Below are 12,424 nucleotides of genomic sequence, written 5' to 3' on the forward strand. Positions count from 1 at the left end.
CACGAACGCCCAGGAGGCACAGTGATCACCGCGATCGTCATGATCAAGGCCGACGTCCACCGCATCCCGGAGGTCGCCGAGGCCATCGCCGAGATCGAGGGCGTCAGCGAGGTCTACTCGGTGACCGGAGGCGTCGACCTCATCGCCATGGTGCGGGTCCGCCGTCACGAGGACCTGGCCGACGTGATCCCCGGCCGGGTCAACAAGGTGCCCGGCGTGATCTCCTCCGACACCCACATCTCCTTCCAGACCTACTCCAAGCACGACCTGGAGTCGGCCTTCGCCCTGGGCTGGTAGGCCCGGACACCGAGACGGGCGGGGCGCGGCGGATCCGATCCACCGCGCCCCGCCCGTCTCGTTCCGAGGGGGCGTCCCCCGATCTCAGCGGGCCTCGGCCGCCTCCCGGCTGCCGCGCACCCAGGTCTCCAGCGCCCGCTCGGCGGAACCGTCGTCGACCGCGGCGGCGGCGCGCGCGTATCCGACCCGCACGGCCTCGGTCAGATCGCCGTCGATGCCCTCCACCGCGGCCAGCGCGGCCCCGGCGTTGAGCAACACCGCGTCGCGGACCGGCCCGGTACGGCCGGCGAGCAGGTCGCGTACCGCTTGGGCGTTGAAGTCGACGTCGCCTCCACGCAGGGCGTCCGGGGCCGAGCGCGGGATCCCCAGGTCGGTCGGGTCCAGCCGCTCGCGACGGGCCCGTCCCTCGGAGACCACCCACACCGTGGAGGTGGTGGTCGTGGTCAGCTCGTCCAGACCGTCGTCGCCGCGGAACACCAGCGCCGAGGAACCGCGACGGGCGAAGACCCCGGCGATGACCTCGCACATGCGCTCGTCGAACACCCCGATCGCCGAGGTGGTCGGCCGGGCCGGGTTGGTGAGGGGCCCCAGGAAGTTGAAGACGGTCGGCACCGCCAGCTCACGACGGGGCTTGGCCGCGTAACGCAGGGAGGGGTGGAACAGCGGGGCGAAGCAGAAGGTGATCCCCGCCTTCTCCGCCAGCAGGGCGGTGGGTTCCGGCGCCAAGTCCAGGACCACGCCGAGCCGCTCCAGTACGTCGGCGGTCCCGCACGAGGAGGAGGCGGCGCGGTTGCCGTGCTTGACCACCCGGGCGCCCGCGGCCGAGGCCACGATCGCGGCCATGGTGGACACGTTCACCGTGTGGGCCCGGTCGCCGCCGGTGCCGACGATGTCCAGGGTCGGGCCGGGGATCTCGATCCGCACGGCGTTGTCGAGCATGCCCTGGGCCAGACCGGTCACCTCGGACACGCTCTCGCCCTTGGCGCGCAGGGCGATGGCGAACCCCGCCACCTGCGCGTCGGTCGCCGACCCGGACATGATTTCGTTCATCGCCCACTCGGTGTCGGAGGCGCTCAGGGAGACGCCGCCGAGCAGGGCGGTGATCAGGTTGGACCAGGTGCGCTCCTCGACGGAGGAGGAATCTCCGACGGGAGCGCCGGTATCGACGGCGTTCCGTTCCGCGGCGGACGATGCGGGGACGTTCATGTGGGCTACTCCTGATGGAAGGGCGTGGGAACGGGGTCGTCGGGCGGGCACGGGTGAGGTGCCCGCCCCTCAACGACCCGGGCGGGGAAGGGCGAGGATCCGGGCGCGGCCGCGCCATCGCCCGGTACTCGCGCCGTGGTTGAGGGCTCCGCCCACCATGAGGCCACGGCGCATGTCCCTCGCGCCGTCGTCCCCTCCGGCCTTCACCAGGCCGTGTTCCGCACGCCCCACCGGGTCACCCGCTGAGTGCCGCCACGCGGCGGCGCATGAGGTCGGCCAGCGACTCGGCGAGCGCGACCGGGTCGATGGGGTGGCTCACCACCTGGTCGGCCTGGGACCAGGTCGCCAGCCAACCGTCGTCGCGCCGGCCCACCAGGAGGAGTACCGGGGGGCAACGGAAGATCTCGTCCTTGACCTGGCGGCACAGGCCCATCCCACCGGTGGGCGCGGCCTCACCGTCGAAGATGGCCACGTCGATGCGCTCGGCCGGGTCCTTGGACTCCAGCTTGCGCAGAACGCCGGGCGCGGTCGCGCACTCGACGAACTCGACCTTGGGGACATCGGTGGCGGGGCGGCGGCCGATGGCCGTCCGCACCTGCTCACGGGTGTCCGCCTTGTCGCTGTAGACCAGCACGCGCATCCTGGCGTCCGTGTCCGTACCGCTCATCGCGCAACCGTCCCATCGCGTCAGTCCGCGGCCGCCGCCGTGGGGGGTGCGGCCGTGGCGTTCGTTGGCTGTATGACTACGACTCTATTGCCTCGTGCCCCCGCCGGCCCAGGAGAGTCGAGGAACCGGTGGAGAGGTTGAGACCTTCGACACCACAGCATGCCAGGGGCGTGAGGGGCTTCGTCCGACGGCCTCGAGGGTGCCGTTGCCCAACGGTGATCGTTTCGATATCTCGGCGTTGGAAAGGGAGGGTTCGGGGGCGGTCTCGCGGGGTACGGAACGCCGCAACCGCGCAGGATCGCGGTTTTTCACGCATGTGAGCGCGCCGTGTGCGGAGAGTGGGGCCGGCGGCGGTTACAGTAACGCCCATGTCACGGATACGCCTCCGCCCGTGACCCCGATGACGGTCGATACCGGGACTGATCCGTCGCCTTACGGGGGGTCGAGTACGGACCTTCGCGAGATGCCGTAATAATGCTCCCGTGGCGACAGCAACCGCGAACCCAAAAACAGCAACCGCACCAGCGCATGGTGCGGCAAAGCGTCCTGACCTGGTGAGTGTTGGCACCATCGTTTGGCTTGCCAACGAACTCATGTTCTTCGCTGCGCTGTTCGCGATGTACTTCACCATCCGATCGGTGACGAACGGGAACCCCGAGCTCGGCGAGTGGGCGGACGTCCACCTCAACGTGCCCTGGGCCTCCACGATCACCGTGGTCCTGGTGGCTTCCAGCTTCACCGCGCAGTTCGGCGTCTGGGCCGCGGAGCGCGGTGACGTCAAGAAGCTGCGCATGTGGTTCTTCATCACGTTCTTCATGGGCCTGTTCTTCATCCTTGGACAGGCCTATGAGTACTACGAGCTCATCTTCCACGAGGGCCTGACTCTCCAGTCGAGCGCCTACGGGTCGATGTTCTACCTGACCACTGGCTTCCACGGACTCCACGTCATCGGTGGGTTGATCGCGTTCCTCATCATGCTGGGACGCACGTACGCCGCGAAGCGCTTCACTCACCAACAGGCGACCAGTGCGATCGTCGTGTCCTACTACTGGCACTTCGTCGACGTCGTCTGGGTCGCTTTGTTCTTCACCATCTACTTCATCCAGTAACCCGAAACGGGGAAACCGTGAAATGGATTACCGCGCGGCGACGGCATCCCCTGGCGGGGTATGTCGTCGTCATCCTCGCGCTAGCCCTGTTCGGGGTGGGGTACGCCTCTCTGGCCCCCACCGCGGACCAGGCAAGCGCGCAGACGCTTTCGGCTGAGGCCCCGTCCCCCGAGGACGTGGACACCGCCGCGGGCAAGGCCATCTTCGACCAGACGTGCGCCTCGTGCCACGGCCTGGACGGTTCGGGTTCGGCCCTGAACGGTCCCGACCTCCGTGAGGTCGGATCGGCCGCCATCGACTTCCAGGTCAGCACCGGCCGTATGCCGTCGATGGACCCCGATTCCCAGATGCCGCGCAAGCCGATGGTCATGTCCGAGGAGGACCTGGCCAACCTGATCGCCTACTACGACGAGTCGATCAGGACCGACGGTAGTGGCGCCGACGTGCCCTACGACGTTCCGGGTACGCCTCCCAAGGCCGATGACTTCGAGGACCAGGCGGCCTACGAGGCCGCCATCGAGGACTACGAGGCGGAGTACGACTCCTACATCGAAGGCGCCGACGACGTCGACATGGGCATGAAGCTCTACCTGACCAACTGTGCGCACTGCCACAGCTGGTCCGGTGGCGGCGGCGCCCTCACCGACGGCCGGTGGGCCCCGGAGATCCACGACTCGACCCCGCGTCAGATCTACGAGGCCATGGTCAGCGGACCCGGCGCCATGCCGATGTTCAGCGATGGCGTCATCGCTCCTGACGAGAAGCAGGAGCTCATCTCCTATGTGAAGACGTTGCAGGCGGAACCGAACGCCGGCGGCATCTTCGACCTAGAGCGAGTCGGCCAGGTCGCCGAGGGCTTCATCGGGTGGACCGTGGGTCTGACCCTGATCATCGCCTGCGCGATCTGGATCACCGCGAAGCAGCGTGCCCATGACTGAGAACAACAACAATGACAACAACGAGGCCGGGGCCGACGAGCGTGTGGTCGGCACCCCGAAGGACACCACGGACGTGGTGACCGAGACCTCGTCTCACGCCGAGCGTGAGCACAACGGGCCGTACCTGGCCTCGGAGACCCACCACCACCCGGAGGAGCAGCAGCGCCGCGGCGAGAAGCTCGCCTCGGCCTGGTTCATCATCGCCTTCCTGGCGGGGATCGGTTTCCTGGTCTCGTACTTCCTCTTCCCGCCGAACGCGGCGGGGGAGCCCGCGATCGCGGACCCGCAGATCGGCCAGTACTCGAACCTGCTGCTCGGCGGGACCCTCGCCATCGCCATGTTCGGTATCGGTGCCGGTATGACGGTGTGGGCGCGCAACGTGATGCCCCACTACGAGGTGGCCTCTCCCTACGACGAGCTTCCCTCCAGCGAGGAGGAGAAGAGCTCCTTCAGCGAGTTCTTCATGAAGAGCGCCGACGAGAGCGGCTTCACCAAGCGTCCGCTGATGCGCCGTACGCTCATCGCGGCCATGCTCCCGCTGGGGCTGGCCCCGGTGGTGCTCCTGCGCGACACCGGGCCCGTGCCCGGCGACCTCATGAAGAAGACCCGGTGGACCGACGGCATGCGCATGTACGCCGAGGGCACCCACCGTCACCTTCGTGCCGAGGACCTGGAGAACGACCCGTACGGGATGATCTCCGCGCTTCCCGCTCTGGACGACGAGGGCTACCCGCACGGGATGAGCCTCACCGACCAGGCCAAGTCCGTCATCCTGCTCATCAAGATGCCGGAAGAGGACTGGAAGCCCGGAATGGACCAGCCGGTCCGCAAGGGCAGCGACGAGACCCACATGAACTGGACCCACCAGGGCATCGTGGCGTACTCGAAGATCTGCACCCACGTGGGCTGCCCGGCGGCGCTCTACGAGCGCACCACGCACCGCATCCTGTGCCCGTGCCACCAGTCCACGTTCGACGCGTCCGACGCCGCCAAGGTCATCTTCGGCCCGGCCCACCGGCCGCTGCCGCAGCTGCCCATCGGCGTCGATGACGAGGGCTACCTCGTCGCCCGGGGCGACTTCAACGAGCCGACCGGGCCGACGTTCTGGGAATACGCGAAGGACTAGTCGATGAGTAAGACCACGCAAGCACCCAAGGCGCTGCGCGGCGTCGGAAACTTCATCGACGACCGCTTCCACCTGGCGAAGACCGGTGAGAAGAACCTGCGCAAGGTCTTCCCGAACCACTGGTCCTTCATGCTGGGCGAGATCGCGCTGTACTCGTTCATCATCCTGCTCTTGAGCGGTGTCTTCCTGACGCTCTGGTTCAAACCGAGCATGACGGAGATCATCTACGACGGCTCCTACGAGCGCCTCCAGGGCGTTCCGATGAGTGAGGCGTTCGCCTCGACCCTGTACATCGACTTCGATGTCCGGGGCGGGTTCCTCATGCGTCAGATCCACCACTGGGCCGCGCTGATCTTCGTGGCCTCCCTTGTGGTGCACATGCTCCGTGTGTTCTTCACCGGGGCGTTCCGCAAGCCGCGTGAGATCAACTGGCTCATCGGTATCGCCATCTTCGGTCTGGCCATGGTCGAGGGCCTCTTCGGCTACTCGCTGCCGGACGACCTGCCCTCCGGTATGGGTGTTCGCATCCTCCAGGGCGTGATGTTGGCGCTGCCACTGGTGGGCTCCTACATCTCGATGTTCCTGTTCGGCGGGGAGTTCCCCGGCGAGGACATCATCACGCGTCTGTACATGCTGCACGTGCTGCTGATCCCGGCGATCCTGCTGGCGCTCATCGTGGCGCACTTCATGATCCTGTGGCACCAGAAGCACACGCAGTATCCAGGGACGGGACGAACGGACAAGACGGTCGTGGGAACACCCATGTTCCCCGGGTTCGCGGTCAAGGCGGGTGGGTTCTTCTTCTTCACCTTCGCCGTCATCGCGGGTCTGAGCGCCCTTGTCCAGATCAACCCGATCCACCTGTTCGGTCCCTTCACGCCGACGTCCATCACCTCCGGTCTCCAGCCGGACTGGTACATGGGCTTCATGGAGGGTTCGCTGCGGATCTTCCCGAACTGGCTCGACTTCACGATCCCGATCGGCGCCGGATACCCGATCATGACCGCGGTCCTCGTGCCCGGTCTGGTCATCCCCGGCCTGATCTTCGGTGGACTGGCCATGTGGCCGTTCATCGAGCAGTGGATCACCGGTGACAAGAGCGCCCACAACGTCGCGGACCGCCCGCGCAACGCCCCGGTCCGCACCGGTCTGGGCGTCGCCGGCATCGTCTTCTACGGTGTGCTCTGGCTCGCCGGTTCGAACGACATCCTGTCGGAGACCTTCTCGATCGACCTCTACGTGACCACGTACATCTTCCGTACGCTGGCCATCCTCGGTCCGATCATCGGTTTCATCGTCGCCAAGCGGATCTGCCTGGGTCTCCAGCGCCGTGACCGGGAGATCCTGGAGCACGGTTACGAGAGCGGCACCATCCAGCAGCTCCCGAGCGGTGAGTTCATCGAGGTCCACAAGGAGAGCTCGGCCGAGACCACCCACGTGCTGGAGAGCAAGCCGGTCATCACCTCCGACGCTCTGACGGAGGGGACGACCGACGAGAAGGGCGTGGAGAACCCCGAGGCCCGCAAGGGCATGGGCAAACTCCGCAGGTCCCTGGCCCACTGGTACACGAAGGACAACATCTCCTTCGAGGGCGTGGAGCCCCACAGCGGGCACCACCTGCACCACGGGAGCGACAAGGACCACTAGGTCCCCCGCGTCCCGATGAGGGGCCCGACCGCCGAGCGCGGTCGGGCCCCTCACGTGTTCGGGGAAGGCGTCCAGGAGGCCCTCAGATCTTCTCTGCGGCCTCGGGAGACGTTCCCGCGCCCTCGGGCTCCCACCCGAGAGGGCGAAGATGCCACAAGGACATCAGGGACCACACCCCGACCAGGACCGCCAGACCCGCGCTCGTCCAGGCCGCGGCGGCGAAGGCCGTGTCGAAGGCGGCGCGGACCGCGGACACGAACGCCTCTCCGGCGGGCCCGGACGTCCCCTCCGCGAGGGCGACGCCTCCTCCCATACCGTCGGCGGCGGACTCCACCAGGGGTGCGGGCAGATCCGACGGGGCCCGGGCGATCACCTCGTTCCGATAGATCGAGGCCGCCACGGTGCCGATCGTGGCGATCCCGAAGGCCGGCCCCAGCTCGTAGGCGGTCTGTCCCAGAGCGGAGGCGGCCCCCGCCCGTTCCGGGGCGACGGCCCCCACGGCCAGATCCGTGCCCGGCACGGTGATCGGGGCCAGACCGAGGACCACCAGGCTCAACCCCGCGCTCAGCCACCAGGCCTCCCGGCCGTCGGCGGTGGCCGGCACGGCGAACCCGGGGAGCGCGATCGCGACGCCGGCGACGATGACGAGTGCGGGCCTCAGGCGCCGGGCCAGGACGGGGGTCGCCTGAGAGCCCAGGATCAGGGCCAGGGCAGGGGGGACCAGCCAGAGCCCGGCGGTCAGGGGCGGGACGTCCATCACCAGACGCAGGTACTGCGGCGCCAGGTACTGGACGCCGTTCATCGCGGCCAGGCCCAGGAAGAGCAGGAGCAGCGCGACCCGGAAGGTCCGGTCACGCAATAGGGAGACCTCCGGCAGAGGGCCGGGCACCCGGGCCTGACGGCGGGTGAAGAGGACGTCCATGACCACGGCGATCAGCAGTGCCGCGACCACCGGGACGTCCACCAGGAACACCGACCCCCACCAGAAGTGGGCGACCATCGCCCCGCCGATCACCGGGCCGACGGCGATGCCCGACGACGCGGATCCACGAAGAGCGTCGAGATCAGGGCCGGGGTCGAGGGCAGGACCGCCGCTCCGGCCGTTCCCAGGAGCGCGCCGGCGGCGGGGGTTCCTGCGGGGACCGTGGTCGGTACCGGTGAAGGGGGAGGAGGAGCGTTTCGGTCTGGTGATCCTCCTCGGCGGCGACGGGGTGCTCACCCCGGAGGGAGGCCATCCCCTCCACCTGGCCGCGCGGGGAGGGGTCTCCCGTGCCTCCTTCGCCCGCCGTTTCAACGAACTGGTGGGGGAGAGCCCCATCGCCTATCCGACGGCCTGGCGGATGACCCTGGCGTCGGAACTGTTGTTGGAGCCCGGCGCCACCGTCGACAGCGTGTCGCGCCGGGTCGGGTACGCCGACCCGTACGGATTCAGTGAGGCGTTCCGGCGTCATCTCGGGCTACGGCCCGGAGCCCACCGGGACCTGCTGACGGCCGGTGGGAAAGGCCGAGGGGCCGGTCGCGTCGGCGACCGGCCCCTCGGGGAGGACTTCGAGGATCAGACGTCGTAGATGTCGTCGATCTCCTTGCTCCACTGCTTGCTGACCACGTGGCGCTTGACCTTCAGGGAGGCGGTCATCTGGCCGCCCTCCTCGGTGAAGTCGCTCGGCAGGATCTTGAACTTCTTGATGCCCTCGGCCTTGGACACGGCCTTGTTGGCGTCGTCGACGGCACCCTGGATCGCGGCCTGGAGGTCGGCGTCCTCGGTCAGGTCGGCGATCTCGCCGCTCTTGCCGTTCTGGTCCTTCCAGAGCGCGAACGACTCGGGGTCGATCGTGATCAGGGCGGCGATGAACTTGCGGTTGTCGCCGACGACCATGCACTGGCTGACCAGGGCGTGGGCGCGGATCCGGTCTTCGAGGACGGCCGGGGCGACGTTCTTGCCGCCGGCGGTCACGATGATCTCCTTCTTGCGACCGGTGATGCTCAGGAACCCGTCGTCGTCGAGGGAGCCGAGGTCGCCGGTGCGGTAGAAGCCGTCCTCGAAGGCCTCCTTCGAGGCCTTCTCGTTCTGCCAGTAGCCGACCATGATGTGGTCGCCCTTGAGCAGGATCTCGCCGTCGTCGCCGATCTTGATGGTGGTGCCAGGCATGGGCTGGCCGACGGTGCCGATCTTGTTGAAGCCGGGGCTGTTGACCGAGGTCGGGGCGGTGGTCTCGGTGAGACCGTAGCCCTCGATGATGGTGAGGCCGGCGCCGCGGAAGAAGTGGCCCAGGCGGTCGCCCAGGGCCGAACCGCCGGAGACCGCGTAGCGGGCCTCGCCGCCCAGACGGTCCATGAGCTTGCTGTAGACCAGCTTCTTGAACAGGCCGTGCTTGAGCTTGAGGGTCAGCGGCACGTTGCCCTTGCCCAGGGCCTTGCTGTACTCGATCGCGGTGTCGGCGGCGATGTTGAAGATCTTGCCCTTGCCCTCGGCCTCGGCCTTCTGCTGGGCCTTGGTGAAGACCTTCTCGAACACGCGGGGGACCGCGAGCAGGAAGGTGGGCTTGAAGACCGAGAACTGGTCGATCAGGTCCGGACCGGTGCTGGGGAAGTGGCCCAGGACGGCCTTGCCCTCGATGACCATGACCTGGACGAAGCGCGCGAAGACGTGCGCGAGGGGGAGGAAGAGCAGAGTGGAGGGGGCGCCCTCGTGCCCGAGGATGATGGGCTTGGCCGGGCCCTCCAGCGCCGCGTGGGCGATGAAGAGGAAGTTGCGGTGGGTGAGCTCGCAACCCTTGGGGCGGCCGGTGGTGCCGGAGGTGTAGATGAGGGTGGCGAGGTCGTCGGCCTTGACGGCGGTGCGACGCTTCTCCAGGTCCTCGTCGGAGATCCCGGTGCCGGTGGCGACCAGCTTCTCCAGGTCGTCGCCGTCGAAGCGCCACACCTTGGTCAGCTCGGGGGCCTGCTCGCGGATCGACTCGACGCGCTCGGCGTGGTCGGGGGTCTCGACGAAGGCGGCCTTGGCGCCGGAGTCGGACAGGATCCACTGGATCTGCTCGGCGGAGGAGGTCTCGTAGATCGGGACGGTGACGGCGCCGATCGACCAGATGGCGTAGTCGATGACGGTCCACTCGTAGCGGGTGCGCGACATGAGGGCCACGCGGTCGCCCTGCTCGATGCCCGCGTTGATCAGTGCCTTGGCGTAACCGACGATGTCGGCGTGCAGACGCTCGACGGTCACGTCACGCCACTGGCCGGAACCGGCCTGCTCCTGACGGCGGGCGGCGATCGCCTTCGGCTCGCCGGCCGCGCGCGCAAAGAGCGTGTCGGTCAGCCGCGCCTCGTCTGAGATCTCGGCTTTCGCGGGAGAGCTGTATTCGCGCACGTGGTGCTCCTGGACGTGTACGGGTGCTGGTGGATGGGGCCGTGACGACCGTAACAACAGAATCCTACTCGTGAGTAGGATGGCTCCTCGTTCGGTATCCAACGGTGATCCGGGCTTGACGTGCGAGTGGAACCGTCCGGGCCCCGTCGGTCGTCCGTCCGCTCGCCGTTCCGGGTGCCGTGGGCGGCTCCTCGTCCCGGGCGCGTACGCGTGGGTCCCGCCCTCGTCCGGGGCGCCGGGACCGCAGGTCGGGCGGGTGACCGAGTGGTCTCCGGCGCGGATATACGGAGCCGAGACTATCGTCTGCCCCCTTCTCGGCGCACCTCGGACTCGGGTCGCTCTTTATGACTCTATGAGCGATCCATGGGGCCATGGGTGTGTATCCTCCCGTTTCCTTCAACGTGGTCGGGTCCCCGAGTCATCCCTGGTTCCCCCCTGAACCTGCCCTGAGAGGTCTGCCGGCGCCCCTGTCGGGCGGTTAACGTGAGGCCACGGCACGACAGGAGGCTCTCCAGAGATGACCGAGAACAACGGCGCGGCACGGGATCGCTCCCGATCCGACGGCCCCGACCTCATCGACGACGCCCTACGCCTGGTCGACACCCTGCAACGCAGATTGTTGGTCGAGGGGGTCAAGCGTGGTGTGGGCGCCGTCGCCTCCCCACCGCCCAAGAAGGACGTGTGGGAGGAGGCGATCCGGATCGAGACCGATCAGCGGCGCCCTCCGTTGGAGGAGTTCGTCGACATCGTCCGTACGAGTGCCCCCGAGGTCGCCGGCCACCTGGGGCGGGCGGGGCTGACCCTGGCCGACGCCCTCGGGCGGACCTGGGGCGTGGTCGAGCGGACCCTGGAGGAGGGGCGCGAGGAGGCCGAGCGTCTCCGCGGGGAGCGTGAGGAGCGGGAACGAGAGGACCGCGAGCGCGACGAACGCGTGCGCCGGGAGTCCTCGGAAGGCGGCGCCCGGGACGCCGTGGAGAAGCGGGACTGACGCGGAGTGTACGGGGCCTCGCATGCCTGGTTTAATCGAATGGTTTACACCATTTGAAAACCCTCTGCCATGAACCTTGAGACTTATGTCAGAGTTCGGGCGTAAGTGCGAAGGAGCTGTCCCATGCTGACCATCGGCGTAGACATCGGTGGAACCAAGGTCGCCGCCGGTGTCGTCGACCCCGACGGACAGATCCTGGACAAGGTCAAGTACCCGACCCCGTCCGGCGACCCCGGCCAACTCGCCGAGGTCGTGGCCAAGGCCGTGGAGGAACTGCGCGGCCGCAGGCCCGACGACACGATCGAGGCCGTGGGCGTGGGCGTGGCCGGCTTCGTCGACGAGGACCGGGCCACCGTCCAGGTCGCCGTCAACCTGGGGCTGCGCGACGAACCGCTCAAGGAACGCGTCCGGCGACGGATCGAACTGCCCGTGGTCATCGAGAACGACGCCAACGCCGCCGCCTGGGCCGAGGCCCGCTTCGGCGCGGGGCGCGGCAGCGACCACATCGTCTGCGTCACCCTGGGCACCGGCATCGGGGGCGGCCTGGTCCTCGGCGGTCGGCTCCACCGCGGCCGCTACGGGGTGGCCGCCGAGGTCGGCCATTACCGGGTGGTGCAGAACGGCCGCCGGTGCGCCTGCGGGGACCAGGGCTGCTGGGAGCAGTACGCGAGCGGCACCGCCCTGGTCGCCGAGGGACGGGACCTGGCCCGCACCGACCCCGTACGGGCGGCCCGCATGCTGGAGCTCGCCGGTGGGGACGCGGACCGGGTCGACGGCGAGTGCATGACCCGCGCGGCCCTGGAGGGCGACACCGGCGCCCTGGGCTGCTTCGAACGCGTGGGGGAGTGGGTCGGGATCGGCCTGGCCGACCTCGCGGCCATCCTCGACCCCGAGTGCTTCGTCCTGGGCGGAGGGGTCTCCGACACCGGGGACATCATCCTCGGCCCGGCGCGCGAGGCCTTCGAACGCAACCTCTCGGGACGTCCGAACCGTCGTCCGGCCCAGGTCCGCCTGGCCGAGCTCGGCGGCGAGGCGGGCATCGTCGGGGCCGCGGACCTGGCCCGACGCTGATCGAGGCCGCG

General features: G+C 68.5%; 12 protein-coding genes. 8 read left to right on the forward strand and 4 right to left on the reverse strand.

Going from position 1 to position 12,424, the window contains the following annotated elements; translation table 11 throughout:
- The first annotated feature begins 21 nt into the window (after positions 1-21).
- Positions 22-297, forward strand: a complete 276-nt coding sequence (locus D451_RS0115480; protein ID WP_014910589.1) for an Lrp/AsnC family transcriptional regulator — start codon at positions 22-24, stop codon at positions 295-297.
- Positions 298-381: 84 nt separating this feature from the next.
- On the opposite strand, the gene trpD is transcribed toward D451_RS0115480, so the two are convergent.
- Together trpD and D451_RS0115490 are read right to left on the reverse strand one after the other, a co-directional pair.
- Positions 382-1,503: an anthranilate phosphoribosyltransferase gene (trpD, locus tag D451_RS0115485; protein ID WP_017535114.1), complete on the reverse strand. Its 1,122-nt coding sequence runs from the start codon at positions 1,501-1,503 to the stop codon at positions 382-384.
- 235 nt (positions 1,504-1,738) lie between these two features.
- Positions 1,739-2,170 carry a hypothetical protein gene (locus tag D451_RS0115490; protein ID WP_017535115.1) on the reverse strand — a complete coding sequence of 144 codons (432 nt, stop codon included), beginning with the start codon at positions 2,168-2,170 and terminating at the stop codon, positions 1,739-1,741.
- A gap of 482 nt (positions 2,171-2,652) precedes the next feature.
- On the opposite strand from D451_RS0115490, the gene ctaE reads away from it, so the two are divergent.
- The 4 genes from ctaE to qcrB are packed head-to-tail and all read left to right on the forward strand — an operon-like array spanning position 2,653 to position 6,990.
- The gene (gene ctaE, locus D451_RS0115495) at positions 2,653-3,279 is read left to right on the forward strand and encodes an aa3-type cytochrome oxidase subunit III (protein WP_169336177.1); all 627 of its coding nucleotides are present in this window, start codon (positions 2,653-2,655) and stop codon (positions 3,277-3,279) included.
- Positions 3,280-3,296: 17 nt separating this feature from the next.
- Positions 3,297-4,217, forward strand: coding sequence for a cytochrome bc1 complex diheme cytochrome c subunit (gene qcrC, locus D451_RS0115500; protein WP_014911746.1), 921 nt, complete (start codon positions 3,297-3,299; stop codon positions 4,215-4,217).
- The gene (gene qcrA, locus D451_RS0115505; protein WP_014910126.1) at positions 4,210-5,343 is read left to right on the forward strand and encodes a cytochrome bc1 complex Rieske iron-sulfur subunit; all 1,134 of its coding nucleotides are present in this window, start codon (positions 4,210-4,212) and stop codon (positions 5,341-5,343) included. Before qcrC ends, qcrA begins: the two co-directional genes overlap by 8 nt.
- Positions 5,344-5,346: 3 nt before the next feature.
- Positions 5,347-6,990: a cytochrome bc1 complex cytochrome b subunit gene (gene qcrB, locus D451_RS0115510; RefSeq protein ID WP_014913558.1), complete on the forward strand. Its 1,644-nt coding sequence runs from the start codon at positions 5,347-5,349 to the stop codon at positions 6,988-6,990.
- A gap of 82 nt (positions 6,991-7,072) precedes the next feature.
- On the opposite strand, the gene D451_RS26580 is transcribed toward qcrB, so the two are convergent.
- Positions 7,073-8,209, reverse strand: a complete 1,137-nt coding sequence (locus tag D451_RS26580) for an MFS transporter (protein ID WP_275040959.1) — start codon at positions 8,207-8,209, stop codon at positions 7,073-7,075.
- Between D451_RS26580 and D451_RS0115520 the strand changes: the two genes are divergently transcribed.
- Entirely contained in the window at positions 8,148-8,558 is a 411-nt protein-coding gene (locus tag D451_RS0115520; protein ID WP_017535118.1) for a helix-turn-helix transcriptional regulator, read from the forward strand. The two genes, D451_RS26580 and D451_RS0115520, sit on opposite strands and share 62 nt — an antisense overlap.
- Here D451_RS0115520 and D451_RS0115525 read toward each other — a convergent pair.
- Positions 8,546-10,354, reverse strand: coding sequence for an AMP-dependent synthetase/ligase (locus D451_RS0115525; RefSeq protein WP_014910279.1), 1,809 nt, complete (start codon positions 10,352-10,354; stop codon positions 8,546-8,548). The genes D451_RS0115520 and D451_RS0115525 overlap by 13 nt on opposite strands.
- 517 nt (positions 10,355-10,871) lie before the next feature.
- Between D451_RS0115525 and D451_RS0115530 the strand changes: the two genes are divergently transcribed.
- Both D451_RS0115530 and D451_RS0115535 read left to right on the forward strand, forming a co-directional pair.
- The gene (locus tag D451_RS0115530; RefSeq protein ID WP_014909061.1) at positions 10,872-11,342 is read left to right on the forward strand and encodes a hypothetical protein; all 471 of its coding nucleotides are present in this window, start codon (positions 10,872-10,874) and stop codon (positions 11,340-11,342) included.
- 123 nt (positions 11,343-11,465) lie between these two features.
- Positions 11,466-12,413, forward strand: coding sequence for an ROK family glucokinase (locus tag D451_RS0115535; protein ID WP_014910413.1), 948 nt, complete (start codon positions 11,466-11,468; stop codon positions 12,411-12,413).
- Positions 12,414-12,424 lie beyond the last annotated feature (11 nt).

Source organism: Nocardiopsis alba DSM 43377, from assembly GCF_000341225.1.
Lineage (GTDB): Bacteria > Actinomycetota > Actinomycetes > Streptosporangiales > Streptosporangiaceae > Nocardiopsis > Nocardiopsis alba.